The sequence below is a fragment of the Fundicoccus culcitae genome (assembly GCF_024661895.1).
Taxonomy (GTDB): domain Bacteria; phylum Bacillota; class Bacilli; order Lactobacillales; family Aerococcaceae; genus Fundicoccus_A; species Fundicoccus_A culcitae.
This window is the reverse complement of sequence record NZ_CP102453.1, coordinates 88,699-115,687: the sequence shown is the minus strand read 5'-3', so window position 1 is coordinate 115,687 and position 26,989 is coordinate 88,699. Positions and strand designations below refer to the sequence as shown.

Sequence of the window (26,989 nt, the reverse complement as noted above, 5' to 3'; positions counted from 1 at the left end):
CTGATCCGTTTAAGCAACAAGCGTTATTTATTTAGAGTCGTATTTAAAAATTTATGATCCAGGATTAATCTAGTTTTGCCATTGCTTCTTCCACTAATGCAACAACTTCCTCTACTGTTCCACATTCATTAACAGCTTTATCGGCTAAAACTTTCATTTCATTTGAGTCTAATTTGCTAATTAAACTACGTGTTTTCAAGATGCTTGTAGCACTCATTGAAAACTCATCCAATCCTAAACCTACTAATAGTGGCACAGCCATTTGATCACCAGCCATCTCACCACACATACCTACCCATTTTCCTTCAGCATGTGCTGCATCAATCACATTTTTAATTAAAGTTAAGATTGAAGGGTTATACGGTTGGTATAAGTAAGATACCCGTTCATTCATACGGTCTGCAGCCATCGTATATTGAATTAAATCATTCGTTCCAATACTAAAGAAATCAACCTCTTTAGCAAATTGTTTAGCTAAAACAGCTGCAGCCGGTATTTCAATCATAATCCCCACTTGGATATCATCTGCAACCGCCACGCCTTCATCAAGTAATTCTTGTTTAGCTTCTTCAAGAATCGCTTTAGCTGCCCTAAATTCATTCAATGTTGCAATCATAGGGAACATTATACGTAGTTTCCCTGCAACTGATGAACGTAACAATGCGCGTAACTGTGTTTTAAACATATCTTGTTGATCTAGCGAAATACGAATGGCACGATACCCTAAAAATGGATTCATTTCATCCGGCAATTCTAAGTAAGGTAATTCCTTGTCTCCCCCAATATCCATTGTACGAACAACAACTGGTTTACCCTCCATCTGTTCTAAAACAGATTTATAAGCTTCATATTGTTCATCTTCAGTTGGAAAATCAGCAGAATCCATATACAGGAACTCTGTACGGTATAATCCGATACCTTCAGCGCCATTGGCAATAGCAGCTGGAACATCTTTAGGTGTTCCAATGTTACTGGCTAATTCAAGCTGTTTTCCGTCACGCGTAACGGTTGGCTCAGAAACAAGTTTTGCTAATTCAACTTTTTGTGCTTCGTACACTTGTGCTCGTTGTTGATAAGTAGCTATTTCTTCATCCGTAGGATTGACTAAAACAACACCTTCTAAAGCATCAACAATTAATAAATCGCCTTCTTTAACATCTGTCGTAATTGTTTTTGTTCCTACAATTGCTGGAATTTCTAATGACCGAGCCATGATAGCTGAATGCGAGGTACGTCCACCAACATTAGTCACAAAAGCTTTAACATATTGTTTGTTCAATTGCGCAGTGTCACTTGGTGTTAAATCATCAGCTATAATAATTACTTCTTCAGAAATGGTTGCCGGATTTGGCAAATTAACGCCTAGTAACGCTGCTAATACACGTTCTGAAACATCACGGATATCTGCCGCTCTTTCTTGCATATATGGGTTATCAACCATACCTTCAAACATTGAAATAAATAAATCCGAAACATCCTTTAAGGCTGCTTCTGCATTTACTTTTTCGGTTTCAATCTTACTTTCAATTTGTCCTGTAAACTCAGGGTCCTCTAACACAAGTAAATGTGCTTCGAACACTTGAGCTTCTTCTTGACCAAGTGATTGCAGAGCTATTTGGTGAATCTTTTCGATTTGACCTTTAGCGACTGATATCGCATCTTGTAGACGATTAATTTCTTGAGTACTATCCTCTACGGTCACACGTTCAAACTCTAAGCTCGGCTGCGTCAATAAATAAACAGGAGCAATAGCAATGCCATCGCTCGCTGCTGTTCCTGTTATCTTAAGTGTAGCCATATTATTCAGCTAAACCTTCATTTTTCATTGTTTCAGTAACTGCTTCAATCGCTTCTTTTTCGTCTGAACCGTCAGCTGTAATTACTACATCAGCGCCTTGGCCAACTCCCAAAGACATAACTCCCATGATTGATTTCAAGTTAACTGATTTACCTTTGTACTCTAAATTTAAATCAGAAGAAAACTTGCTTGCAGTTTGAACTAATAATGTTGCTGGACGAGCATGAATTCCAGTTTCTGCTGCTACTTTAAACTCTCTTTTTTCCATAATCGAATGACCCCTTTAACATTGTTTTTTCAGGATTTATTTTCAATAAATCCTTTCTTATAAAGAATAACATTTTTTTTGGGTTTCAACAAGGATAAACCTTATTTTAATCAAGTTTTTCCATTTTTATTCTTGTATTATAAAGCGCTATCATGTTTATGGAAGCTAATTATTATTTGTCTACGCATAGATTTAATCTATAATTAATTGTAAAAAAAGCGTATAATGATATTCAGAAAAGGTTAATCCAATATCACCGATTAATCAATTACTTCGCTACGGTTTAAAAAATAAAGGAGACATAATCATGAAAATTATTGATGTAACGAACAGTCATTTTGACTTAGTGAATAACCAATTAGAAAATACTGATGCCTACCATGTTAAAGTCTATACAATTGGCGGAACGACTGTGATACATACTCAAGCTGAAACACATCAAAATATTATCCTAGTAAACCGCGTCCGTAAAATTCATGATCGTGAAATCGACTTTACCATTGATTTTCTATTTCATTTAAGTTCACGTGACAATCTAGAAATATTGTATGGTCACAACTTTGTAGAAATTGAATCACGTATGTAATGGATGGGTGATTGGAAAATTACGATGCTACAAATAAGGCTATACAGTCATAAAATTAGACTTTTGATGCTCGATTAGCTTTATCCCATACCCTTTCACTACTCGCTAAAGCCAACAAAAAAACCGAACTTTCTATCATAGCCTTAAGACAAAGCTATCTCAGAAAATTCGGTTTTCACTTTAAAATCCTATTATTGACGCCCTATTACAATAATGATTTCAGCTCTATATCGGGATATTTATCTTTGAACCAATTTTCAGCAAAGGTATTTTCAAATAGAAAAACAGGGTTCCCAAAGCGATCTTTGGCCAACAAATTACGATTAGAAGACATATTAGGATTCAAATCGTCTGGGTCAATCCAGCGCGCTATTTTATGCCCTAAGGGTGTCATGATTACTTCCGCATTATATTCATGCAATAATCGATATTGGAAAACTTCAAATTGAAGTTGACCAACAGCCCCAATTATATATTCTTCGGTATGATAGGTTTTATAAAGTTGAATCGCACCTTCTTGCACCAATTGTTCAATTCCTTTATGGAACGATTTTTGTTTCATAACATTTTTTGGCGATACCCGCATAAATAATTCAGGTGTAAATTGAGGTAATGGTTTAAATTGGACACTTTTCTTACCCGAATAGATTGTATCACCTATTTGAAAATTCCCAGTATCATATAAACCAATAATATCACCGGCAACCGCCGTCTCAACTTCTTCCCTTGCATCCGCCATAAATTGCGTCGTGTGAGCTAAGCGGATATCTTTTTGCGTCCGATTTAAAGTTACCATCATTCCTTTTTCAAATTCACCCGAACAAATACGAATGAAAGCAATACGATCACGGTGAGCTGGATTCATATTAGCTTGGATTTTGAAAATGAAACCTGTAAATTGAGCGTCATCAGGTTGAATAACTTGTTCATCTTCTGTCTCTGTTTCACTTGGAGAAGGCGCTAAATCAACAAACGCATCGAAAAATGTTTGTACTCCAAAACCTGTCAAAGCTGAACCAAAAAAGACTGGCGTTAATTTACCCCGATTGATGAGATCACGATCAAACGGATTACCTGCTTCATGCAATAATTGCGCATCTTCTAAAGCCTGCGTATAGATACTTGATTGCTTAAAGTCATAGTCTCCTTCAACTTCACCATTATCATCAAGAGGAAGATAGACTTCGGAATCATCATTTTTTAATTCAACCCGTTGGTTATATAAATCATATAAACCTAAAAGATTTTTCCCCATACCCATCGGCCAATTCATTGGAAAGGCATCTATTCCAAGCACTTCTTCTAATTCAGCCACTAACTCTAAAGGCTCGCGTCCATCGCGATCTAGCTTATTCATAAATGTAAAAATAGGTATGCCCCGCATACTACAAACTTCAAATAATTTCTTCGTTTGTGGTTCAATCCCTTTACCGCTATCAATAACCATTACCGCAGCATCAACAGCCATAAGAGTACGATAGGTATCTTCTGAGAAATCCTCATGCCCAGGAGTATCTAAAATATTGACTTGAAAGCCATCATAATCAACTTGCATAACAGAACTTGTTACAGAAATACCTCTTTGTTTTTCGATTTCCATCCAATCCGATTTTGCAAATTTATTCGATTTTTTCCCTTTAGCTTTTACAGTCCCTGCCTCACGAATTGCACCTGAAAACAATAAGAGTTGTTCAGTTATGGTTGTTTTACCGGCATCAGGGTGCGATATTATGGCAAACGTGCGTCGCTTTTTGACTTTTTGGTTTAAATCATCATTCATTCTTTCTATCACCTTATTTAATATTTTCTTATAACTTTGCACTCAAAAAAGCGAACAATAATTGGTAAAAATTTACCAGATTGTTCGTTTTTTATTAATTCATTTTATTACTAACTAAACGGACAAGTTTATCTGTCTTTACATTTTCCGTAGTTTCTTCTGTAGAAGACCCCGGTTTGCTTTCATTAGCAATAACTTCATGAATTAAGCGTTCTAATTCTTTTTTCTCTTCATCCGTCATATTGCTGCTGTCTTGCCATTTTAATCTTGACCCACTTCGATTCGAAGTTAAATCATCGTTCATATATTCATCAATTTGCGAACTGAATTGTTCCATTTTTTCTTCAGGAAATAATCGATCAAAATCCGTTGCTTCAATCATTGTTTGATATTGTCGCAGAATATTTTCCATTTCCATTTTCATTTCATTTAATTGATGTTTTAAGGATGTCCCACTGGCTGTTAATTGTCTACTATAGTGAGCAACATCTTCTTTATATTGTGAAACTTGTTGATTCGTTTGGTTAATTAAATTTTCAGCAGCATCATTTGATTCTGCCACAATCTTATTTCCTGCTTTACGTGCATCAAGAACGCCATCCGTTAAATCCTTTTCTATTTCTTGATAATAGGCTAACTGAGACTCTAGGTCGGTAATGCGTTGCTGATTTTCTTCTTGCTGTGATTCTAAACGAGCTAATCGGTCTTTTTGTTGTTGTACAAGTAAATCGACTTGTTGACGATTATAACCAAACAAACTTATGCTCAAATTCTGCGATTGATTCATAATTCACCCTTCTATTCTATCCTTACTAAATACTCACTATAATACTCGTTCATCTATTTTAACAAAAATTTTACCTACTTGCATTATTTTTATTGAATAAAAAAACCAAGCACACCTTTTTATTAGATGTGCTTGGCTTTATAAATGAACACTCGCTAATTTGTTAATAATTAGACATTGGCTGTTTCTTGTAAACTAATTTTTCTTTCTTGTTCAACAGCAGCTTGAGCAAGAATATTTAAGTAGTTCCAAGGACGATCAAATACAGGTTGGAAGAAGAAATCAACATAAGCTAAATCTTCAATGGTCATTTTGTTTTGAATCGCTAATGATAATGTATTAGCAGAAGCAGTTGCATCGTATTTAGACATGATTTGTCCACCGACAATGCGGTTAGTTCCTACTTCATAAACTAGTTTCATATAGATTTTTTCATTTTCAGGCATAAATTCAGGACGATAAAAATCTTCCACATAAACTGAACGTGTTTCAAGTCCCATTACTTTAGCACTTGCATCGTTAACGCCGGTTGAACCGATATTCCATCCAAATAAATATAATCCAGATGTCGATTGCGTACCACGATAACGTACTTTATCACCATTAATGTTTTTACCAACAAGGGTTCCCATTCTAACAGCGTTTGTTGCTAAAGGAATATAGGCATGTCCACCATTTGGATTATAATTTACGGCACAGCTATCACCAGCTGCAAATACATCAGGTGCTGAAGTTTTCATATAATCATCAATTAGAATCGCGCCATTTGGTAACATATCAACTTGACCTTTTACAAGTTCCGTATTTGGACGGAAACCAACACATAAAATAACCATATCAGCTTCATATTCGCCACCAGAAGTAACCACTTTCGTTACTTTACCATTTTCACCTTCAAAGCGTTGACACATTTGATTTAATTCTACTTTAATACCTTTTGAACGCAAATCATCTTCTAAAACATCTGTAAATTCTGGGTCAAGGTATTTATTTAAAATACGATCTAAACCATCAATTAAAGTTACTTGTTTACCTTGTTCTGCGAATGCCTCAACTAATTCAATACCGATATATCCCCCACCAATAATAACAACTTTTTCAGCATCATGTTGGCGTGTGAAGATTTCTTTAGCTTGATTATAGTTTTTACATAATAAAACATTGTCTAAGTCAAGTCCACCAAGTGGAGGAATGATTGGCCATGAACCTGTAGTTAGAACTAATTTATCATAAGATTCTTCGAAAGTTGATTGATCTTGTAGATTTGTTACATAAACTTTTTTGTTTTCAACATCTACTTTAGTCACATCATGTTCCATATGGACTTCAGCACCTAATTCAGCCAACTCTTCCGGATTTGAGTAAAATAGCCCTTGAGGGTCTTTAACGGTTCCTCCAACATATAGAGCAATACCACATGATAAGAATGAGATATTATCATTTCTCTCATATACGACAACATTAGCGTCAGGATTTTCATTTAAAATCGTTTTTACAGCAGATGTTCCTGCGTGAGTACAACCAATTACTACAACTTTCATTTGTGCAGCCTCCTAAATTCTTACTTCGCTCATATATTAGCATACAAATTTAAAAATGAAAAGGAAATTTATTTATTTTTTTATTAAATATTCTAGTTGCTACAATCCTATTCAATTATTGAAATATCAACATTCCAACGAGATTTATATTAAATGTTAAATAGTATTTTATTATTATTTACTGTTTAATATAATATATTTTTATAGGTTATTTGTTATAGAATTCACTTATCATTTTAGTGCGTTTTATTTCACAAAGAATCAGGTTACTTTTGTTTTAACCATTACTCAAACATATGCTATAATTAGTCAACTATTGAATAATATTATTGTTAGAGGAGCTTTATTAATGAAAATAAAATGGCAATTTGGGGATGAGGGACCAATTATTAAGGACGCTCATGCTTTACGTGAAAAAGTTTTTATAAAAGAACAAAATGTGACGGAAGCTGAAGAAATCGATGGCTACGATAGTCAATGTTGGCATATTGTTTGTTACCTAGATGATGAAGCCGTGGCAACAGCTCGAGTATCTTTTTTATCTGACACACAATTAAAGATTCAAAGAGTATGCGTTGATTCAAGCAAACGAGGCTTATCGATTGGCCAACAAATGTTAGCTGAAATAGAAAGATGGGCTAAAGAGAAACAGGTTGCCGCGTTAGTTTTATCATCTCAAGACCATGTCATCCCTTTTTATGAAAAATCAGGTTACGTGATTAGTAATCCCCAAGGGTATTTGGATGCACGTATTCCACACCATGATATGCAAAAAAGATTAGATATCAGCTAGTTATAAAACTAAAAATCGCTCACAAAAATCCGAACGTCAAGTTGTATTCACTTAACTTGACGTTCGGATTTTTAAACATGGTTTGATTATATATACATCCCTATTTATTTTATAATCAAATCGATAAAAGTCGAGGCGATTGAAAAATAGATAAAGACTGAGGTAAGGTCACTTAGGGTTGATATAAACGGCCCACTTGCTACAGCTGGATCAAATCCTAAACGTGTCATAATTTTGGGAATCAGTGCACCAGCTAAATTTGCCACAATAATCGCAGCTGCCATTGAAATCCCGATGACAATCCCTAAAGGAAAATTCTGTTGCCAAATGCCAGCAACAATGGCAATCGTTACGCCAACAATAACACCTGTAATAATGCCTGTTAAAAGTTCAAAAACTAAGGATTTAAAAAAGTCGTCATCTTCCGTTTTATTGGTAATTTTCCTAACAGCCACCGCTAAGGATTGAGTCCCTGCATTACCCGCCGTCCCGGTTATAAGCGTCACAAAAGCGGATAAAACACTGGCTGATTCAATTAAACTTTCATACTGACTAATTAAAGATGATGTCCCCATTCCAAGAAACAACAAGGTTATTAGCCAAGGTAAACGACTTTTTGATGCCGATAACGGCGTTTCATGCTCTTGGCTAACATTAACAGCCGCTAACCCCGAATAATCACTGTCGGCTTCTTCTTGCATAACGTCTAAAATATCATCAACGGTAATAATTCCCAATAACTCACGGTCAAAGCCGACGACAGGTAAAGCTAATAAATCATAATCTTGTACCATTTTAGCTACTTCTTCTTGATTATCATTCACTTGGACTGAAATGATACGGGTATTCATCACATCACTAACCAGTTTATTATCATCATTAATAATTAAATCCCTTAATGAAATAACCCCAACTAAGCGTTTTTCAGAATCGACAACATAAACATAATAGATGGTCTCGGCTTGAATCGCTTCACTTTTTAAATGTTGATAGGCTTCTTTTAAAGTATAATTGGCTTCGACTGAAATAAATTCAGTCGTCATTATAGATCCAGCTGTATCATCCAAATAATTAATCAATTGGCTTATTTCACGAGCACTATCAGACTTCATTAAGTGCATGTATATATTGACTTTTTCACGGTCTTTTATGTTGTTTAAAACGTCAACCGCATTATCAGCATACATTTCACCTAAAACAGCAGCTGCATACGGATTAGACATCTCATCAAAATACGATTCAATGTGTTCATCTTGTGATTCTAACTGGTCAAAAATATTAGCTAATTCTGAAGGAGACAGATATTGATATAATTTTGCACGTTCATCTTCATCAAAGACTTCAAATAATTTCGCTTGGTCATAATAATGTAAGGCTAAATACTCTGTGCGAAATCGTGTCATTCGGTTATTCTGTAAATGCTGTTTTAAAACTTCTTGATTTTCTTCAAATGAGCGGTGAAAAATCTCCATTTTAACCCTCCTTAACGATGGATTGCCTCATTATTATAATAGAAACTAAGTTAATTTACTAGCATTTTCAGCGTTTCTAGTTGAAATCCATTGCTGCATATCTAACGGCAAGGAACTTGTCAAATGAATCGTTTGTTTAGTAAATGGTTGCTCAAATATTAATTCACCACAATGCAATGCTTGCCGAGATAAAACCTCCGTCAAAGGTCCCCCATATAAGTCATCACCAATTAGAGGTCCCCCACTATAGGCCAAATGGACTCTAATTTGATGCGTCCTGCCAGTATGTAATTGTAATTTTAATAAGGCACTATCACTAAAAGATTGCACTAAGTGAAATTCGGTTAACGCTTCTTTGCCTGATTCATCCACTTTACGTGTAATCAGTGATTGCGAATCACGAGCAATCGGTGCGTTAATCACTCCATGTTTGTCCCAATTAGCTTTGGACGAAATAGCGTAATAATATTTAGCGATTTGTTTATCACGTATTTGTCGATCAAGGAGTGCGTGGGCTAAACGATGTTTAGCAATTAACATTAAACCCGTCGTATCACGATCTAAACGCGTTACAATATGAATCACCTGATCATCGTAAGACTGTTTAAGATAATACCCCTTGACTCGATTGGCCACTGAAGTATTTGGATTTTGAATTGAAGGAATAGACACTGTTTGTGCTGCTTTATTAATCACTAAAATATCCCGATCCTCGTAGACAATATCTAACGGAATAAAAGACGGGATAACCGTATCGTGTCCTCTTTCTGGAGCTTGTAACAACACCAATTCATCCCCATAATTAATTACCTTACGGACAGTAACCGGTTGACCATTTAATAAAATAGAGCCCGTTTGCTTAATATTTGAAATAAAACTTCTTGGAAGTTCTAAACGTTGCAAATATTGTTTGACTAACATAGATTGCTTAAATTGATAATTAAAAATAAATTCCACAGATAATATCCTTTATGTTATTTATTGTAACGATTTAGCATATTGAAAAAAGGCTTCAATTGCTTCCATACTGCTTTTATGATTAATGAACTGAATGGGTTTCCCTTTATCAACGATAAATGCATGAGGTACCGTAGAAACATTATAATTTGACATGGCATCTACAAAATTATCATCATTTTGTCTCGTTTGTGTATTATAAAAGTAGATTGGCACATCGATTTCTTCGGCTAATTGATTTATTTTGGGCGTAAATACAACACAATACGGACACTCATTAAACCCCAAATAAATAACTTTGGGTGATTCATCGGTCGTTGAAATAAAGTCTAAATAGGCTGCTTCTGATTCAATTTCACTTATCATGGAATAATCGGCTATATTATGAATCATTTCGGTATCCATAATAATCGCATCTAATGATTCATAGACACTTTCTTTTTCTGAAGCTTCCATGGAGAGAAAGGCAGCTGACTCGTCAATGGTTATACTAGCATCTAGTCGCGAAGTTGAACTTACCGTTTCTTGAATAGTATCGATTAGACCTTGTTCTTCACTGTTATTACCACAAGCTGTTAGGACTAGAGCACTGATAAATATTATCCCTAATGATTTTACTAATTTCATGCATAGCTCCTTATTTTAAATAATTATTTGGATTTTTATCCATTGAATCATTGTCATTAATCCCAATGAAGGAATGTTTTACCCGATCCCAAAAATGGGTATGTTTAAATCTAGCGAAATGAATTCGCTCCTGAGCAACACTCAATTTGACGCAACTAATTATTTTATCTGAATACGTCATATTATCGATACTAACAATCATCTCTTTATGATCCGAGTGAACATGGGGACGTAACTCAAACCATTCATCCCGCGGGATAATCATGGGTGAACCTAATGATCGGAAAACGCGATTATTGATGGATGCAATTTCAGTCAATTGAATAGCATCTAAACGAGGATGGATAACGGCACCCCCTAAGGATTTATTTAAGCCGGTTGAACCTGTTGGTGTTGCGACACAAATACCATCGCCTCGAAAAGTTTCGAAAAAGTGATCTTTGATATAAATCTCACTGACCATCGTCCCACTAATTGCACGAATGGAAAATTCGTTGAGAGCCAGTTGATTGTAATGAGTCCCATCAATTAAGTCTATCTCAATATTTAATAGTGGATAACTAATCGATTCTCCATCTGATTCCAATATTGCTTGCGCTAATTCTTGCACTTCATACCCTTGCCAATCCGCATAAAAACCAAGATGCCCCGTATGTATCCCAATAAAGCGGGCTCTATCAACAAACTCAATGTACTTATGGAAAGTTGATAATAGCGTACCATCACCGCCAATAGACACAATAATGTCTGGTGCTATATCTTTTTCATGAATGAGCCCCCCAGCATTTTTTAAATGCTTAACTAAACGCATTTTTATGTCTTGCGATTCAGGTTTATCATTGGAAAAGATTAGTACGTTTTTAGACAATCCGATCACTCCTTATAAATAAAATCCTAATTTTCAAAATATTGAATCGCTTCACGTATTTCATCACGTATCTCAGACATTTCTTCATCTAATTGAAACGCTGCTTCAGAAGCTCTTTGTAATCGCCAAAGGATTTCTTCTGGATAAACTCCACTATATTTGTAATTTAATGAATGTTCAATTGTAGCCCAAAAATTCATCGCTAACGTTCTAATTTGAACTTCCACAATGACCGTTTCAACGCCAGTCAAACGATGGACTGGATATTCTAAGACCATATGATAGGAGCGATAGCCACTAGGTTTATGGTGTTTAATATAGTCTCGAATCAATAAAACTTTAAAATCTTGCCGTCTTTTTAACAATTCAGCTACTTCATAAATATCCTCCACAAATTGACACATAATGCGTATACCTGCGATATCCTGGACACCAATCAAAAAATCTTCAGGTTTAATATTACGCACTTCCATTTTTTCAAGAATACTAGCCGGTGTTTTAACACGTCCAGTGACAAATTCTATGGGTGTATGTCGATGCTTGGTTTGGAACTCATCACGCATCATCTTAAGTTTTAGCTTTAATTCTGCAACGGCTTGTTCATAGGGTGCTAAAAAGCTCGTCCAATCATCAATAAAATTATCTTCGATCATCACCATCGATTCCTTTCTAATTATGGTTAATACAAAATATTTATTAATAATATAGCTCATTTAGTGTTTAATCTTACTTTTCTTATTTTAGCATAAACTGAAGAAATTTTACGCAAGTAGAGTAATAAATCCATTAGATGAGTGAATTACTTGCTATATCACTAAGTAATTGGTACTATAGCTTTTACTGTGAAAGGATGAAGGTAATGAGTAGATCAATTGAAAAAGAAATTAAAATAATGCTCAGTCACGAAAATTTTCAAAAATTAATTAATCATTTTCAATTTAATGACATTAATCCTCTTAAACAAACTAACACTTATTATGATACTAAGGATGCCTCCTTGAAACAACTGCAAACGGCTTTAAGACTGCGAGTATTCAAAGATTCTAGTGAATGGACCCTGAAACAAACACAAGCCAATTTAACATCCCTTGAAATTACTAAAATGATTGCATCTGTCCAAGAGGCGCCTACTACCCTTACGCCTGAATTCATTGGTTTAGAAATATGTGCGTTTTTAGAGGAAATGTCTATCGACATCAACCGTTTAAAACCTACCTATGAAATGACTACTTATAGATGGAATCAGCCCGTTGAATATGGACTTTTCGCGATCGATCAAACAACTTATTTTGATCAAACAGATTACGAATTAGAGTTAGAAACCGATAATCTTGAGAATGGTCAAAAGCAAATAAAAATATTATTAAATAAACTAGACATTCCCTATGTAGCAGCAGCAAAGAAAATTGCACGTGTATCCCAATACGCCCAAAAAGTTTCTGAGTCAAATTGATAATCATGTTAGTCGCAATTTAACATCAATTTTGATAAAATAATGTATATAAAAGATAGGAAAAGGAGGGAAGTTACACGTGTTAACGAACTATCAAATAGATTATCGGACAAATGGACAACCTAAAATGTTCGAATTCTACTTATTTGTAAATCCATTAGGTCGAAAATCTTATTTTAGTGAACAAGAAGTCAATGCCACGATTGAGATGATTTCATCAAAAGTAGACTTACATATTGTGTGCTTCCATAAGCAAAGAATCGTCACCGATTATATCAAGCAATTAAATTTGGATTTAACTGATTTAAATACGAGAAATCATATTTATCGCATTGTCTATCATGCCTCATTAGCTGCTAAAGCCGCTAGCATGCAAGGCAAAAGAAAAGGTCGTTTGTTTTTAATGAAAATGCAACAACGTATCGATAATCAAATTGATCGATACAATGAAGACTTTATCAAGCAAATAGCCAAAGAAGTTGGCCTTGATGTTGATGTTTTTATGGAAGATATTAATTCGGATTATGTTCGTGAATTGTATATTAATGATCAAAAAATTGCCACAAGTATGAATGTTCAAAAAACACCTTCATTAGTCATTTTTGAACCTATCTCATCCAATATCGGTTATATGATTGAAGATGATTTAATAACGAGAGAAGCTGTGATTTCACAATTAGATGAAATAGTCGCTGAAGAAGTAGAAAGTTCACATAATCGAAAGAAAAAACACATCCGATTATTATAAAACAACAAAAACATGTCATCTTTATTATTTGCCGATAGCGGAGATAAGGTTGACATGTTTAGTTTTTTATAAGCGGATATTTACATTGAATCTTGTGTGAATTTACTATCTTCATGTTCTAGCTTCAACCGTCGTTGAGTCGATTCAACAAAATACCCCTTCATTTTCAGACGATCATCGTTAGTAATCGCTTCTTTCATATCTTGGACTTTGATTTCAAAACGATTGATCGCTTTAAGTAATTCTTCTTTGTTAGCTAAAAATAATTCAGTCCATAAATCTTCATTTAATTTTGCAATCCGAGTTAAGTCACGATAACTATCACCGATAAATAAGGCTGTATTACGATTTTCTAAATCACTATTTATTAGGGAAACCGCAATGATGTGTGCCAATTGACTTGTATAAGCAATCATTTCATCGTGTTGATCAGCCGTTACAAAGGTTACTCTTTTAAATCCAATAGCTTCCACAAATGACGCATACCAATTGATTGTTTCTTGTTGGTTATTTTCGGTTGGCGTAATTAAATAGTTTGAGCCTTGAAAAACTTCAGCTGAGGCATAATCGAGTCCCCTATTTTCGCGTCCAGCCATAGGATGCCCAAAAATAAAATCAATCGTATCGGGAATTAAATCTTTTAGTGCTTTAATCATGTCTGTTTTTATACCGGTTGTTTCGGTTACGATAGCACCCTTTTTAAATAAATGATTGTTAGTTTGCATAAAATTTATCAAAGCCGCCGGATATAAAGCAATAATGACTAAATCGGCTTGCTGTAAAATAGTTTGATTAGTTGTTTCACCATAATCAATGATTCCTTCTGACAAAGCTTGTTCAATCGTCTTTTCATCAATATCAATTGCCATAATCTTATGTGAAGGATTTAAGTGTGCACGGATTGCTTTAGCAAACGATCCTCCCACAACACCTAATCCAATAATTCCAATATTCATCGTTATCCCTTCTTCTCGTTGATCTAATCAAATCGACCTATTAATTGGACATATTCAGCTGCTTGGTTTAATACTTCTTTCAAAAGCGATAATGAAGCTTTTGCATGTTCAATATTCACTTCTATGAAAAAACCATAACTAAACGGTTGACCTGGTATGGGACGAGCATTTAAACCTTCCAAATTACAATTGAATAAGTCAAAAGTTTGTAAAATCTTTAATAGAGCACCTGGTTGATGACGTGTTTCAAAATAAGCAATTAAGCGATTACCATCTTGATTAGCAAATTCTTGGTGTCGAATAATAAAAAAACGGGTCGTATTCGTTTGTTCGGTTTGGATAGCTTCTTTTAAAGGGATTAAGTCATATAATTCGCCAGCTCTTTGACTTGCCAAGGCTGCTATCGTTGGGTCATTTTGTTGAGCAACCCACTGTGCTGCTTTTGCGGTGTCTTCAAATGCTTGACTACTAATAAAAGGATGTTGCTCAAAAAAGTTTTGGCTTTGAGCTAAGGCTTCTGGATGGGAGTAGACTACCTTAAGTTGTTCGACTTGACTACCCTTAATACCCCATAATACATGTTGAACGGGTTGCAACAATTCTCCAACAGCAGTTATCGGTTGATACCTAAATAAATCCATCGTTCTAGAAATCAAACCCGTCGTAGAATTTTCAATTGGTACTACCGCATAATCTAAGGCTTTATTCGCTACCGCTTGAATTAAGGTTGAAAATTTATCATATTCTATGGCTTCTATTTGATTACTTGCTATTTCTGAAAAATATTTTTGTAAAGCCATTTCACTATAAGCACCTGGAACGCCTTGATAACCTATTCTCATATTTCCACTCTTCCTATCAAGATCATTTTACATATGCTATTTATCATAAGCTAATCCATAAAAATTAACAACTATATCTGATAAAAGAAAAAGAATATTCTCAGTTAAGTTTTAAACAGCTTTCTGAGAATATTCTAAATCAGTGATATTTAATTGTGAATTAGTTTGAAAATTGCGATTGATACAGATCGTAATAAAAACCTTTATCTGCTAATAGTGATTCATGAGTTCCTTGTTCGATAATTTGACCCTCATTCATCACCAATATTTTATCTGCTTCGCGAATCGTTGACAAGCGGTGTGCAATGACAAAACTGGTACGCCCTTGCATCAGTCTATTCATGGCTTTTTGAATTAATATTTCAAGTCGCGTATCGACAGAACTCGTGGCTTCATCAAGAATCAGTATTTTAGGATCAGCTAATAAAGCTCTAGCAATGGTTAACAGTTGTTTTTGTCCCAACGATATGTTACTTGATTCTTGATTAATACGCATATTATAGCCTCCAGGTAAGGTCCGGATAAAATGATCCACATTTGCGGCTTTGGCTGCTTCAACCACCTCTTCATCCGTCGCATTCAAGTTACCAAAGCGAAGATTTTCCTTAATCTCCCCTTCATATAGCCAGGCATCTTGTAAGACCATCCCAAATTGACTACGATACTCTTGACGGGGTAAGTCACGAATATCTATCCCGTCGACCTTAATCGACCCTTCTACGACATCATAAAAGCGCATCAGCAAATTAATAATAGTCGTTTTCCCGGCACCTGTTGGCCCAACGATGGCTACCATTTCTCCCGGTTGTACATCAACCGTGAAGTTTTTAATTAAAGGCTTATCTTCAGTGTATTGAAATGAAACATTATTAAATGAAACTTGACCACTTAAATCTTTTTCAAGATGAGTAACATACTCATTATCTTCTTCAGGATAATCTAGTATTTCAAAAATACGATCGATGGCTGCACGTGCACTCTGTAAAGGTCCGGATAATTGTGTAATGGTTTGAATTGGCTGGTTAACTTGCCATACATATTGCGTAAATGCTTGTAAATTACCAATCGTTAAACGCCCAGCGATAACTAACATACCACCAAACAAAGCCACAGCTAAATAAGCTAAATGTGACACAACACTGACAATCGGCATCATCATAGATGATAAGAAAGAAGCTTTAAAACCAACATCGGCTAATTGATCCGTTATGGACTCAAATTCTTCTTCCGACTTTTCTTCACGATTATATAACTTAATAATATTAAAACCTGTAAAATTTTCTTGAACAAAACCATTTAATTTACCTAAAACATCAGCCTGTGCTTTAAAATGTTTTTGGGACTTGTTGACAATAAATCTAGCGACATAATACGATACAGGCATACTGATAATAACAATAAGGGCTAATTGCCAATTCAGATACAGCATCATAGCAGTAACAAAAATGATTGAAAGAATAGCATAAACGATTTGCAAAAGCCCTTGTTGTAAAGCATTAGAAACCGACTCAACATCACTGGTAATACGACTTAAGATATTTCCAAATTGATTCCGATCAAAATAAGCAATTGGCAACCGATTAATTTTACGAATAATATCAACTCTTAAATCCCTTATCATTTGTTGCACAGCTTCGGTAATATAATAATTAGCCCCATATGTCGATAGTTGATTAGCCCAACCACGGATAAGATAAATAACTAAAATATTAAAAATATATGAATAATTAATCCCAGCCCCTGGAACACCTTGGGCTATTGCAATGACATTATTGGTTAATTCAGTAATCACAAGCCCTAAAACAAAAGGTTCGACAACACTGGTGATTACCTGAACGAGTGTTAAAAAGATTGAAATGTACAATGGCATTTGGTATGGTTTCATGTAATGCCAAACTTTACTAATAAGTCCATTATTTGAATTCATGCTTAGCCTCCTAACCTTCTAACGACACATTTTTAAGTTGTGATTCAGCAATATCTCTATAAATATCATTGCTTTTCATTAATTCATCATGTGTGCCTCGTCCAACAATTTCACCTTCATTTAAAACGATTATTTGGTCGGCATTCATAATTGAACTAACTCTTTGGGCGACAATAACCGTCGTCGATTCCTGCGTGACTTCCTTTAAACGACGTCGTAATTCTGCATCCGTTCGATAATCCAATGCAGAAAAACTATCATCAAATACATAAATATCAGGTGTTCTAACTAGGGCTCTAGCAATAGATAAGCGTTGTTTTTGTCCACCTGATAAATTACTACCACCTTCAGCTAAAAAGGCATGATATTTTTCTTGTGTTTTATGGACAAAGTCTTTTGCTTGTGCCACATCGGTAGCACGTTCAATTTCTTTTTCAGTGGCATGATATTTACCATAACGTAAATTTTCGCCAATCGTTCCTGTAAAAAGTAAAGCCTTTTGGGGAATAAAGCCAATTTTCTTCCGAAGAGCCTTAATATTGTAGTCACGAACATCAACGCCATCAACTAAAATACTTCCCAATGTCACATCGAAAAAGCGCGGAATTAATTGAACTAAAGTCGATTTCCCACTGCCTGTACTTCCTATAAATGCAATGATTTCACCCGGTTTAGATTTAAAACTAATATTATGTAAGACTGGGTTCTCTGTTTCACCTGGATAAGCAAAGGTAACATTCTTAAATTCTAAATAACCTCGTGTTTGGCTTTGCGTGATACCATCCAGATTGGGATCGATTGAAATTGGCATCTCATCTATCTCTTGCAGTCGTTTAGCCGAAACAGCCATTCTTGGATACATCATAAATAAGTTAGCAAACATCATAAATGAATATAAGGCATGAAAGACATATTCAATAAAAGCCACCAAGTTACCTACAGCTAATGAACCAACTTCAATTTCCCCTAAAGAAAACCAAATAATCAACACACTCATCCAAATTAAAATATGGGTAAAGATAGGCATGGCGGTCCCCATTAATTTGAAGAGTTTACTTGATGTTTCCATGTATGTATTTGTTTCTTGAGTAAATTTCTCTTCCTGATAAGATTCGCGCGCAAAGGCTCGAATCACACGTAAACCGGTTAAGTTTTCACGTGCATACTGATTTAACTTATCGAGTGATTCCTGCTGTTTTTCAGATAATGGTTTCGATTTCTTAGCAATGACATAAATAGCCATCGTTAAAAGCGGTAAGGCGGCAATCATAAACCAAGCCAATGACGGACTTGTAATAATAATCATGACGACACTACCGATGAACATTAGCGGCGTATTTACACCCATTCTTAACATCATTTCGGCAAATTGCATTAATACAAATGCGTCATTAGTGATGCGTGTAACCAAAGAAGAGACACCAATTTTCTCATATTCTTGATGCGAAAACAGTTGTGTTTTCTTATATAAATCATTTCGCATATCACGAATCATTCGCGTGGTTAATTTACTTGAAGCATAAGACAATACAAGTCTTCCAAGTAAGCCAGCGATAATGACAACTAGCATGATGACACTCCAGAAATAAAGTGCATCGACATCCCCAGGAATAATTGCCCGGTCAATCATTAAGGCAAAAACAGTCGGTAATCCCAAGTTTACTAGCACGAAGAAAAAACCACCGATGACATCCATGGTTAAAAGTTTAGGATATTTTTTGATATAGCGCCAAATATATACCATTTTGTAAGCCTCCTTAGAATAATGTATAAATACTCTACAACGATACCAATTTTCATAGTAAAAAGTCAATTTGTATGAATATCATAGTGAAAATCAAAAAAATTCAAAAAAAAAGAGCGTAGTTTTATAGTTAGATCTATTTCGGAAAATAGACTCAATATAAAACTACGTTACATGTAATAAATTATGCTAATGCTTCTTTTGCTTGTTCAACGAGTGCGCTAAACGCTACTTCATCATTAACAGCTAAATCAGCTAACATTTTACGATTAATTTCAATTCCAGCTTTATTTAAACCATTCATTAATACAGAATAGCTTAAACCATTCATTCTTGCCGCTGCATTGATACGTGTAATCCATAAACGACGGAAATTACGTTTCGTTTGACGACGATCACGGTAAGCATAAGTATATGATTTCATCACTTGTTGCTTAGCTGTTTTATAAAGTTTTGATTTTGCTCCGTAGTACCCTTTTGCTAATTTTAATGTACGTTTACGACGTTGGCGTGTAACGTATCCACCTTTAACACGTGCCATAATTTAATCCTCCTCGTATTGTATCTTATAATGATGAAATTTGTTGTTTAATGCGTTTGTAATCACCAGCAGAAACTAAGCTTGCTTTACGCAATTGACGACGTTGTTTTTTCGTTTTGCCGTGAAAACGGTGGCTAGTAAATGCTCTAGCACGTTTTAACTTACCTGATCCTGTTTTCTTAACGCGTTTAGCTAAACCGCGGTGTGTTTTTTGTTTTGGCATTGACAATTCCTCCTAAAAATTAAGTATGTTACTCACTTTTCAATGGGGCTAGTATGATAAACATACTACGACCTTCCATTTTTGGATGAGATTCAACCACTGAGTAATCTTTTGTATCTGCAATAAAATCTTCAAGTACTTCACGACCTAATTCTTTATGCGTTATAGCCCGACCGCGAAAACGAATGCTCGCTTTAACTTTGTCGCCATTTTCTAAGAATTTGATTGCTTGACGTAATTTTGTTTGATAATCATGTTCTTCAATGGAAGGACTTAAACGTACTTCTTTAACAGAAACGATTTTCTGATTTTTACGTTGTTCTTTTTCTTTCTTTTGCATTTCAAAACGATATTTACCATAGTCCATAATTCTTGCAACTGGTGGTTTGGCTTGTGGTGAAACAAGTACTAGATCTAACCCAAATGATTCAGCAAGTGTTAATGCATCTTCAAGTGATTTTACGCCAATTTGTTCTCCGTTATCACCAATTAGACGTAATTCTTTTGCACGAATGTCCTCGTTAATAATAAGCTCTTTAACGATAACTTTCCACCTCCATATAATGTTTGAGAGTTTTCGTAGATTAGTTGTATAAAAAAACGACTAGTTTATAAAACTAGTCGTTTAGTCACAAAGAAACAAACAAGTTACTTAACTTGCTTATCTTCTTTATTTGCCTACTTGCCTAACAAGTGGCGAGAAACGACTTGTTTCTACTTGTTTTCTCAACTTTTATATAATACCACAAATAAATATAAACTGCAAGTAAAACTCAAATAAGGTGTGTATTCATTTTCTATTAGTTACACTTTTAGAGCTGTTGATGAATTAAAGCCATGATAATTTTGTAAAAAATGATTGACAGGAATGCATGATTTGGATATCATTATAATGTTCATTTGAATAAAAAGGAGACTTATATATGACACCTAATCCATTAACACAATCAAAAACATCGATAGTCACGTCAGGTATTCAATTAAATGCCATAGATAGTACTACTTTAGCACAATTTTATCAAGAGATGATTGGTTTAAGTTTAATTGATCATAAAGATGGCTATTACGCTTTAGGAACACCTGATCAAACCGTCCTTGTTGAAATATTCCCGACCACAATTAAGAAAACTAAACGTACGACTGGTCTTTATCACATGGCTTTATTATTACCTACCAAAGCTGATTTAGGAACTATACTATTACACTTAGTGAAAAAGCAAGTTAATCTAGATGGTGCATCAAATCATGGCTATAGTAACGCTCTTTATTTAACCGATCCTGAAGGAAACGGGATTGAAATTTATGCCGATAATGACAAATCGGAATGGGATATCCGTGAAGATGGCTTTATCGCTGGTATTACTGAAGCTATGGATGCTGATGATGTTTTAGCAAATGCCAGCCAGCATTTTGAAGGTATCCCTAACGGGACAACGATGGGCCATATTCATTTACACGTTGGTGATACGGCTGAAACCTTGCAATTCTACTTGACCACTTTAGGTTTAGGTTTTAAATATCCTTATGGCAATCAAGCCATCTTTATGGCTAGTGGCGATTACCATCATCATTTAGGCGCTAATATATGGCAAGGGAAAAACTTACCTGCTCCTGAAGAAAATCAACAAGGTTTAAGAGCTTTAGTGTGGACGGCCTCTGCAGAAGACATTGCTTATATTACAGAACAATTAGCCGCACAAGACATCTATTATAGCATCAATGACAAGCATCTAAGCTTTAAAGATAATTCCGGCTTAACAAATATCCTCATTCAAAAATAATTTGGCTTTTTATTTGAGACTAAATAACAATCCTATAGAACTTTCCAAAAACGAACACACGCTTATATTATGAAAAAGGAACTACTATAAGCGTGTGCTCTTTTTGTTTTTTACTGGATCTAAGCTAGATTCTCTAATTGATAAAGATGGATTTCTTCCATTTTATCGGTAGGACATAAACAAACCACTAAAAATACAAAACCCGTTTGCAACCAAAAAATCGATACATCAACCAGTCCATGCACAACAACCGCTACAATAAAAGCTAAGATCAATCCAACTTCTAAGCGTATTGAAGGTTCCTTTATTGCCTCTATCAATTTTCTAAAGTATGGAATCAACGCATTAAATAATATAAAAATCCCAAAGAGACCATAATTGGCTAAACTATCAATCAGCAATTGGTGCGAATGAATATCCGTTTCGTTAATGAATAAGTAATAAAAGTTTACATAGGCTAACGGTCCTCTACCAGTTAAGGGACGCGTCAAAAAGATATTCCAACCGGTATTCCACAAACCTAAACGATCTTCAAATCCATAGGCCAATGATTCGAAACGAGGAAATAAGGATGGATTTAAAATGATTACCACCACACCTAAAATACCTATGCCTAAAAAGGTTAATGCCAGTCTTTTATTAATAAATACCACTAAAACAAACGTTGCAATTACGACGGTGGGTAGTAACATGCGTGATGCAGTCATTATTATACTTATAAAATTGATTATGATGGTTAACCCATAAATAAAACGTAATTTCCTACTATGCGTATAATTCCATAAATAGATACAAATTAATAAAGCGAAAATACAAAACAAACCATAATAATTCGCATTAAAAAAAGTTGCCTCTGCTCTAAATTGCGGGTTAGATGTTTGAAGGATGTATAGAAGTGAATAATTATTTTCACTCACATACTTAATATAATTAATAATATTGTATAATCCAACAAACAAACTACCGATGCTAATTGTTTTTAAAAGTTGAACATATAATTTTGCTGAAAAAAGTTCTAAATAACTACTAAAATAAATCGCAAATAAAAATAATAGCAAGGAAATAGCTAAGCCAATATAATTCCGATTGGCTAGCGAAACAATCGCCGCATACAAAATGAAGAACCCAATCCATCCTAAATTCCTTATTTGATTAATTAAGCTCTTACGATTTATCCATACTAGGTAAACAAAGTGTATCAACATAACAACCGCTCCAATATAAAAAGGTAAAAGGATGGCTATGGTAGTTATGATAAATGTCATATTTAACGTGTTCTGAGTCATGTTTGAATGCCAGTTACGTTTAAGTCGTTTTGTCATAAAATTCTCCATTCAAAAACACATGATGGTCTTATTATACATTCAAAAGCAGCTGATTGTTATATAAATTACTTATTACTAATATATTTAAAGATTTTTTTATTTTTAAACATTTATTTGAAAGTTGCCACTTCTTGTATATAATAGTAAGGTAATGAATAATAGGAGGCGTTTCTCTTGACAACAAAATCAACATTCTTTAAGTATCTTTTTCTACTCTTATCCGCTTTAGTTTTTCTTTCAACTCCACTTACCGCTTTGGCGCAAGTCGAAGAAATTACTAAAACACCTAGTTTAGAACGAGATGCAGAAGATATAGAAGAGTACCCAAATGCAGAATTACCTGATAACTACCCCCAAGAATTACTCGATTGGTATGCAGCTAACATGGATGCTCGTTCTTATGTAGTTGTGGATGTAGAAACAAATAGAATTCTTGCAGAAGAACAAGCTTTTGTACCCTATCCAATTGCTTCAATGTCTAAAATATTAGCTGTCTACCTTATTTATAAAGAAATAGAAGCCGGTACAATTTCATTAGATACGATGGTTACCGTTCCGCAAGACATAGAAGATTACTTATCATTCAATCCTGAACTCTCTGCTGTTGGCTTGCATGCTGGAGTTGAATATAGTGTTGAAGATTTAATTTACGGAATCATGATGCTATCGGGTAACGATGCCACATCAACGATGATGTGGGAATTATTTGGCGATGAACAAACGGCTGTTCAGAAAATCCGTGAGCAATTACTCGATTGGGGTCTAGTCGATTTTGAATTTTACACGACTTCAGGCGTACCCAATATGTACATTCCCGAAGAATGGTGGATGCCAGGATCTAACGAAAATAGTGAAAATAGATTATCTGCCGCTGATGTGGCTTTAGTTGCCCAATATATTGTTGAGGAATTCCCCCAAATACTAGATGTCTCTTCTACGGTTGAATATGTTTTCATGGAAGGGACAGATTATGAATCGGTCTTTACAACGAGTAACTTGTTATTACCAGGGATGGCCTATGGCCGTTCAGGAACAACAGGTCTTAAATCAGGTTTAACAGATGCTGCAGGACGGACTTTTGTCGCTACAATCAATGAAAATGATCGCGATTTAATTGTTGTCTCAATGGGTTTGTTTGACCGCGCAGATGGCTTACAAGTATCATCCTATTGGGAAATTGAAATCTTGCTGGACGGCTTATTAGATTACCCCGATATGTATCAAAATGAAGATTTGCCTACAAATATGCGCTTGACTCGTGCAGAACGTGAAGCTGAATTAGCCTCTCTAGAAGAAGAAGAGTCTCAAGCTAGCCAAGTGGAAGAAAGTGTTGAATTAGAAAATCGTCGTGATAACCCAATTACTAATTTCATGCGCAGCATCTTCAATTTCTTCCAGTAAAGTATTAAAAACCGTAAACTTCTCATTTATAAATTGAGAAGCTTACGGGTTTTTTTTACAATCTAGTTTTTTAGGCTATATCCGTTCTAGGGATATTTATTATAATTGACGGCTTTTGGCATCAACATCCGCTTGGATTAAGCTAACAAAATCATCTAAAGCATAAGATACTGATTCTTGTGATCCATATTTACGAACATTGACTGTATCGTTAGTCAATTCTTCATCCCCTACAACAATTTGATAAGGAATTTTACTCGTTTGTGCTGAACGGATTTTGTAGCCTAACTTTTCATTTCTTAAATCTATTTCAACACGATAGCCTTTTGCGCGCAATGTTTGATAAATGGCTTCAACTTTATCTTGATGGGCATCAAGGTTAACAGGTAATAGCATAACTTGAACAGGAGCTAACCAGGTTGGAAAAGCACCTTTATACTCTTCGATTAAATAAGCCACGAAGCGCTCCATGGTTGAAACGACCCCACGGTGGATGACGACCGGACGATGACTGTTTTCGCCATCTTCACCTACATAGGTTAAGTCAAAGCGTTCTGGCAACAAGAAATCCAATTGAACGGTTGACATGGTTTCTTCTAAACCAATGGCCGTTTTAAATTGAACATCTAATTTAGGACCATAAAAGGCAGCTTCGCCTTCAGCTTCAAAATATTCAAGTCCCATTTCATCGAGACCTTCTTTTAACATCGATTGTGCTTTTTCCCACATTTCATCATCATCAAAATACTTATCCGTGTTGTTTGGATCGCGTAAACTTAAGCGGAAACGATAGTCAGTAATGTTAAAGTCTTCATACACCGCTAAGACTAAATCCAAAACCCGACGCAATTCTTCTTTAATTTGATCAGGTCGAACAAAAATATGCGCATCATTTAAGGTCATTTCACGCACCCGTTGTAAACCAGATAAAGCACCTGATTTTTCATAACGGTGCATCATACCTAATTCTGCAATCCGAATAGGTAACTCACGGTAGGAATGAATATCATCTTTATAGATCATCATATGATGCGGACAGTTCATTGGGCGTAAAACTAACATTTCCCCATCCCCCATGTCCATTGGAGGAAACATATCTTCATGATAATGATCCCAGTGACCAGATGTTTTATATAAATCGGCCTTTGCCATAATCGGTGTATATACATGGTTATAGCCTAATTCAATTTCTTTATCAACAATATAACGCTCAATGACCCGTCGAATAGTAGCCCCTTTTGGTAACCAAATCGGTAAACCAGAACCAACTTCTTGAGAAATAGTGAATAAACCTAATTCTTTACCTAATTTACGATGGTCTCTTTCACGGGCTTCCTCACGTAGACGCAAAAATTCATCTAAATCAGCTTGATTAAAAAAGGCCGTTCCATAAATTCTTTGCATCATTTTATTATCAGAATTACCTCGCCAATAAGCACCAGCTAAAGATAACAATTTAAACACTTTTATTTTACCTGTAGATGGCACATGCACACCACGACATAAGTCAACAAACTCTTCTTGTTGATAAACGGTTATGACTTCAGATTCAGGTAAATCATTAATTAATTCAACTTTATAGGGATCATTAGCAAAAATAGCTAAAGCTTCTTCACGACTAACCTCGCGTCTTTCAATGGGATAATTTTGAGCAATAATTTTCTTCATTTCTTTTTCAATGATTGGCAAGGCATCTTCTTGAATTTGATGCTCCATATCCGTATCATAATAGAAACCTGTATCAATCGCTGGACCAACCCCGAAATGAATGCCAGGATATAAGCGTGTTAAGGCGTGTGCCATTAAATGAGCGGTCGAATGACGTAAGATTTGTAGCGCTTCTTCACTTTTTTCGGTAATTATTTCTATACTACCATCGTCTTCGATTGCTCGATGCAAATCAATTAATTCCTGATTCAATTTCCCTGCTAACGCTTGTTTGGCGAGAGACTTACTAATCGATTCAGCCACTTGAAAGGTTGTTGTGCCTTTATCAAACGCCCTGATTGATCCGTCAGGAAAGGTTAAGTTAATTTTTTCCATATAATTGCCTCCTATAAATAAAAAAATCGTCCCATTGTTAAAATAACAATGGGGCGATTTTTCGCGGTTCCACCCAAATTTAATGTAATTGAATTACACACTTTATGTTGGCGTAACGAGCCAGAACGTTTACTGTTAAAACAACTTTCCAGTAAAATAAGATGAAGTGGTCAAATATTTCGTGTAGTAAGACGTTGCACCAGACCGTCTCTCGCTTTAACTATCGACAAAATATAGGTGTCTTCAAATTTGATAATTAAGTTATATCATTCTTTTACTTCTAAATCAAGGCTAATATTTATGATTAATGACGACGATAAGCTTGCACGCTTTGAACAAGCGCATTAACCGTAATTAATAGTCCTAAAAGCATCGGGAAAGTCAGCAAAGTTTGTTTTTCGCCAAAATAATACACAAGCAAAATAGCTAACTGAATAATTAAACTAATTGAAATATTGACAATTAACATGCGCTGAGCTTTTTTTTCTTCATCAGAATTGTAGTGATTCATAATTTACTCCTTACATT

26 protein-coding genes are annotated in these 26,989 nt (G+C 35.0%); 6 read left to right on the top strand and 20 right to left on the bottom strand.

All coding sequences use genetic code 11. The features are described from left to right. Window positions 1-64: 64 nt before the first annotated feature. Both ptsP and NRE15_RS00540 read right to left on the bottom strand, forming a co-directional pair. Window positions 65-1,798 carry a phosphoenolpyruvate--protein phosphotransferase gene (gene ptsP, locus NRE15_RS00545; RefSeq protein ID WP_313793695.1) on the bottom strand — a complete coding sequence of 578 codons (1,734 nt, stop codon included), beginning with the start codon at window positions 1,796-1,798 and terminating at the stop codon, window positions 65-67. 1 nt (window position 1,799) lies between these two features. Further along, window positions 1,800-2,066, bottom strand: a complete 267-nt coding sequence (locus tag NRE15_RS00540; protein ID WP_313793694.1) for a phosphocarrier protein HPr — start codon at window positions 2,064-2,066, stop codon at window positions 1,800-1,802. A 307-nt stretch (window positions 2,067-2,373) separates the two neighbouring features. Here NRE15_RS00540 and NRE15_RS00535 point away from each other — a divergent pair, with 307 nt between their 5' ends. Beyond that, on the top strand, window positions 2,374-2,652 hold the full coding sequence (locus tag NRE15_RS00535) for a DUF1827 family protein (RefSeq protein ID WP_313793693.1): 279 nt from the start codon (window positions 2,374-2,376) through the stop codon (window positions 2,650-2,652). 205 nt (window positions 2,653-2,857) lie between these two features. Here the strand turns inward: NRE15_RS00535 and NRE15_RS00530 are convergent, their stop codons facing one another. The 3 genes from NRE15_RS00530 to NRE15_RS00520 form a co-directional block, all read right to left on the bottom strand. Then, window positions 2,858-4,432 carry a peptide chain release factor 3 gene (locus tag NRE15_RS00530; RefSeq protein WP_313793692.1) on the bottom strand — a complete coding sequence of 525 codons (1,575 nt, stop codon included), beginning with the start codon at window positions 4,430-4,432 and terminating at the stop codon, window positions 2,858-2,860. Between the two features lie 94 nt (window positions 4,433-4,526). Beyond that, window positions 4,527-5,219: a DivIVA domain-containing protein gene (locus tag NRE15_RS00525; protein ID WP_313793691.1), complete on the bottom strand. Its 693-nt coding sequence runs from the start codon at window positions 5,217-5,219 to the stop codon at window positions 4,527-4,529. 170 nt (window positions 5,220-5,389) lie between these two features. Beyond that, on the bottom strand, window positions 5,390-6,760 hold the full coding sequence (locus NRE15_RS00520) for an FAD-dependent oxidoreductase (RefSeq protein WP_313793690.1): 1,371 nt from the start codon (window positions 6,758-6,760) through the stop codon (window positions 5,390-5,392). A 349-nt stretch (window positions 6,761-7,109) separates the two neighbouring features. On the opposite strand from NRE15_RS00520, the gene NRE15_RS00515 reads away from it, so the two are divergent. Further along, window positions 7,110-7,553 carry a GNAT family N-acetyltransferase gene (locus NRE15_RS00515; RefSeq protein ID WP_313793689.1) on the top strand — a complete coding sequence of 148 codons (444 nt, stop codon included), beginning with the start codon at window positions 7,110-7,112 and terminating at the stop codon, window positions 7,551-7,553. 104 nt (window positions 7,554-7,657) lie between these two features. Here NRE15_RS00515 and mgtE read toward each other — a convergent pair whose 3' ends face one another. The 5 genes from mgtE to NRE15_RS00490 form a co-directional block, all read right to left on the bottom strand. Then, window positions 7,658-9,025 carry a magnesium transporter gene (mgtE, locus tag NRE15_RS00510; RefSeq protein ID WP_313793688.1) on the bottom strand — a complete coding sequence of 456 codons (1,368 nt, stop codon included), beginning with the start codon at window positions 9,023-9,025 and terminating at the stop codon, window positions 7,658-7,660. A 45-nt stretch (window positions 9,026-9,070) separates the two neighbouring features. Next, entirely contained in the window at window positions 9,071-9,982 is a 912-nt protein-coding gene (locus NRE15_RS00505) for an RluA family pseudouridine synthase (RefSeq protein ID WP_313793687.1), read from the bottom strand. 21 nt (window positions 9,983-10,003) lie between these two features. Next, complete coding sequence (locus NRE15_RS00500; RefSeq protein ID WP_313793686.1) at window positions 10,004-10,609, bottom strand: thioredoxin family protein; 606 nt, start codon at window positions 10,607-10,609, stop codon at window positions 10,004-10,006. A 10-nt stretch (window positions 10,610-10,619) separates the two neighbouring features. Next, window positions 10,620-11,420, bottom strand: a complete 801-nt coding sequence (locus NRE15_RS00495; RefSeq protein ID WP_313795018.1) for an NAD kinase — start codon at window positions 11,418-11,420, stop codon at window positions 10,620-10,622. 83 nt (window positions 11,421-11,503) lie between these two features. After that, a complete protein-coding gene (locus NRE15_RS00490) occupies window positions 11,504-12,130 on the bottom strand; it encodes a GTP pyrophosphokinase (protein ID WP_313793685.1) in 627 nt (208 codons plus the stop codon). A 206-nt stretch (window positions 12,131-12,336) separates the two neighbouring features. Between NRE15_RS00490 and NRE15_RS00485 the strand changes: the two genes are divergently transcribed. Beyond that, a complete protein-coding gene (locus tag NRE15_RS00485) occupies window positions 12,337-12,930 on the top strand; it encodes a CYTH domain-containing protein (protein WP_313793684.1) in 594 nt (197 codons plus the stop codon). A 79-nt stretch (window positions 12,931-13,009) separates the two neighbouring features. Next, window positions 13,010-13,678 (top strand): DsbA family protein, encoded by a 669-nt coding sequence (locus NRE15_RS00480; protein WP_313793683.1) that lies wholly within the window; start codon window positions 13,010-13,012, stop codon window positions 13,676-13,678. 80 nt (window positions 13,679-13,758) lie between these two features. On the opposite strand, the gene NRE15_RS00475 is transcribed toward NRE15_RS00480, so the two are convergent. The 7 genes from NRE15_RS00475 to infC all read right to left on the bottom strand — a co-directional run bounded on the left by NRE15_RS00475 (window position 13,759) and on the right by infC (window position 20,440). Next, complete coding sequence (locus NRE15_RS00475) at window positions 13,759-14,634, bottom strand: prephenate dehydrogenase (protein WP_313793682.1); 876 nt, start codon at window positions 14,632-14,634, stop codon at window positions 13,759-13,761. Between the two features lie 23 nt (window positions 14,635-14,657). Further along, window positions 14,658-15,476, bottom strand: coding sequence for a prephenate dehydratase (locus NRE15_RS00470; RefSeq protein ID WP_313793681.1), 819 nt, complete (start codon window positions 15,474-15,476; stop codon window positions 14,658-14,660). A gap of 160 nt (window positions 15,477-15,636) precedes the next feature. After that, the gene (locus NRE15_RS00465; protein ID WP_313793680.1) at window positions 15,637-17,403 is read right to left on the bottom strand and encodes an ABC transporter ATP-binding protein; all 1,767 of its coding nucleotides are present in this window, start codon (window positions 17,401-17,403) and stop codon (window positions 15,637-15,639) included. Window positions 17,404-17,413: 10 nt separating this feature from the next. Further along, window positions 17,414-19,147: an ABC transporter ATP-binding protein gene (locus tag NRE15_RS00460; protein WP_313793679.1), complete on the bottom strand. Its 1,734-nt coding sequence runs from the start codon at window positions 19,145-19,147 to the stop codon at window positions 17,414-17,416. A 184-nt stretch (window positions 19,148-19,331) separates the two neighbouring features. Further along, a complete protein-coding gene (gene rplT / locus NRE15_RS00455; RefSeq protein WP_313793678.1) occupies window positions 19,332-19,688 on the bottom strand; it encodes a 50S ribosomal protein L20 in 357 nt (118 codons plus the stop codon). A 25-nt stretch (window positions 19,689-19,713) separates the two neighbouring features. Further along, entirely contained in the window at window positions 19,714-19,911 is a 198-nt protein-coding gene (gene rpmI / locus NRE15_RS00450) for a 50S ribosomal protein L35 (RefSeq protein ID WP_313793677.1), read from the bottom strand. 28 nt (window positions 19,912-19,939) lie between these two features. Further along, the gene (gene infC / locus NRE15_RS00445) at window positions 19,940-20,440 is read right to left on the bottom strand and encodes a translation initiation factor IF-3 (protein WP_313795017.1); all 501 of its coding nucleotides are present in this window, start codon (window positions 20,438-20,440) and stop codon (window positions 19,940-19,942) included. A gap of 394 nt (window positions 20,441-20,834) precedes the next feature. Here infC and NRE15_RS00440 point away from each other — a divergent pair, with 394 nt between their 5' ends. Then, on the top strand, window positions 20,835-21,692 hold the full coding sequence (locus NRE15_RS00440) for a VOC family protein (protein ID WP_313793676.1): 858 nt from the start codon (window positions 20,835-20,837) through the stop codon (window positions 21,690-21,692). Window positions 21,693-21,811: 119 nt separating this feature from the next. Here NRE15_RS00440 and NRE15_RS00435 read toward each other — a convergent pair whose 3' ends face one another. Continuing rightward, on the bottom strand, window positions 21,812-23,014 hold the full coding sequence (locus NRE15_RS00435) for an O-antigen ligase family protein (protein WP_313793675.1): 1,203 nt from the start codon (window positions 23,012-23,014) through the stop codon (window positions 21,812-21,814). A gap of 177 nt (window positions 23,015-23,191) precedes the next feature. Here NRE15_RS00435 and NRE15_RS00430 point away from each other — a divergent pair, with 177 nt between their 5' ends. Next, window positions 23,192-24,418, top strand: a complete 1,227-nt coding sequence (locus NRE15_RS00430; protein WP_313793674.1) for a D-alanyl-D-alanine carboxypeptidase family protein — start codon at window positions 23,192-23,194, stop codon at window positions 24,416-24,418. A 99-nt stretch (window positions 24,419-24,517) separates the two neighbouring features. Here the strand turns inward: NRE15_RS00430 and thrS are convergent, their stop codons facing one another. Together thrS and NRE15_RS00420 are read right to left on the bottom strand one after the other, a co-directional pair. Continuing rightward, complete coding sequence (thrS, locus tag NRE15_RS00425; protein ID WP_313793673.1) at window positions 24,518-26,461, bottom strand: threonine--tRNA ligase; 1,944 nt, start codon at window positions 26,459-26,461, stop codon at window positions 24,518-24,520. Window positions 26,462-26,765: 304 nt separating this feature from the next. Next, window positions 26,766-26,972, bottom strand: a complete 207-nt coding sequence (locus NRE15_RS00420) for a hypothetical protein (RefSeq protein ID WP_313793672.1) — start codon at window positions 26,970-26,972, stop codon at window positions 26,766-26,768. Window positions 26,973-26,989: the final 17 nt, after the last annotated feature.

Excerpts from the sequence above, each read along its gene's own strand:
- mgtE (WP_313793688.1), bottom strand. The coding sequence starts at position 9,025 with ATGGAGATTTTTCACCGCTCATTTGAAGAAAATCAAGAAGTTTTAAAA.
- NRE15_RS00525 (WP_313793691.1), bottom strand. The coding sequence starts at position 5,219 with ATGAATCAATCGCAGAATTTGAGCATAAGTTTGTTTGGTTATAATCGT.
- NRE15_RS00500 (WP_313793686.1), bottom strand. The coding sequence starts at position 10,609 with ATGAAATTAGTAAAATCATTAGGGATAATATTTATCAGTGCTCTAGTC.
- NRE15_RS00465 (WP_313793680.1), bottom strand. The coding sequence starts at position 17,403 with ATGAATTCAAATAATGGACTTATTAGTAAAGTTTGGCATTACATGAAA.
- NRE15_RS00515 (WP_313793689.1), top strand. The coding sequence starts at position 7,110 with ATGAAAATAAAATGGCAATTTGGGGATGAGGGACCAATTATTAAGGAC.
- NRE15_RS00520 (WP_313793690.1), bottom strand. The coding sequence starts at position 6,760 with ATGAAAGTTGTAGTAATTGGTTGTACTCACGCAGGAACATCTGCTGTA.
- ptsP (WP_313793695.1), bottom strand. The coding sequence starts at position 1,798 with ATGGCTACACTTAAGATAACAGGAACAGCAGCGAGCGATGGCATTGCT.
- NRE15_RS00460 (WP_313793679.1), bottom strand. The coding sequence starts at position 19,147 with ATGGTATATATTTGGCGCTATATCAAAAAATATCCTAAACTTTTAACC.
- thrS (WP_313793673.1), bottom strand. The coding sequence starts at position 26,461 with ATGGAAAAAATTAACTTAACCTTTCCTGACGGATCAATCAGGGCGTTT.
- NRE15_RS00435 (WP_313793675.1), bottom strand. The coding sequence starts at position 23,014 with ATGACAAAACGACTTAAACGTAACTGGCATTCAAACATGACTCAGAAC.
- NRE15_RS00420 (WP_313793672.1), bottom strand. The coding sequence starts at position 26,972 with ATGAATCACTACAATTCTGATGAAGAAAAAAAAGCTCAGCGCATGTTA.
- NRE15_RS00495 (WP_313795018.1), bottom strand. The coding sequence starts at position 11,420 with ATGCGTTTAGTTAAGCATTTAAAAAATGCTGGGGGGCTCATTCATGAA.
- NRE15_RS00470 (WP_313793681.1), bottom strand. The coding sequence starts at position 15,476 with ATGAGAATAGGTTATCAAGGCGTTCCAGGTGCTTATAGTGAAATGGCT.
- NRE15_RS00475 (WP_313793682.1), bottom strand. The coding sequence starts at position 14,634 with ATGAATATTGGAATTATTGGATTAGGTGTTGTGGGAGGATCGTTTGCT.
- rpmI (WP_313793677.1), bottom strand. The coding sequence starts at position 19,911 with ATGCCAAAACAAAAAACACACCGCGGTTTAGCTAAACGCGTTAAGAAA.
- NRE15_RS00530 (WP_313793692.1), bottom strand. The coding sequence starts at position 4,432 with ATGAATGATGATTTAAACCAAAAAGTCAAAAAGCGACGCACGTTTGCC.
- NRE15_RS00490 (WP_313793685.1), bottom strand. The coding sequence starts at position 12,130 with ATGATCGAAGATAATTTTATTGATGATTGGACGAGCTTTTTAGCACCC.
- NRE15_RS00540 (WP_313793694.1), bottom strand. The coding sequence starts at position 2,066 with ATGGAAAAAAGAGAGTTTAAAGTAGCAGCAGAAACTGGAATTCATGCT.
- rplT (WP_313793678.1), bottom strand. The coding sequence starts at position 19,688 with ATGGCACGTGTTAAAGGTGGATACGTTACACGCCAACGTCGTAAACGT.
- NRE15_RS00535 (WP_313793693.1), top strand. The coding sequence starts at position 2,374 with ATGAAAATTATTGATGTAACGAACAGTCATTTTGACTTAGTGAATAAC.
- NRE15_RS00485 (WP_313793684.1), top strand. The coding sequence starts at position 12,337 with ATGAGTAGATCAATTGAAAAAGAAATTAAAATAATGCTCAGTCACGAA.
- NRE15_RS00440 (WP_313793676.1), top strand. The coding sequence starts at position 20,835 with ATGACACCTAATCCATTAACACAATCAAAAACATCGATAGTCACGTCA.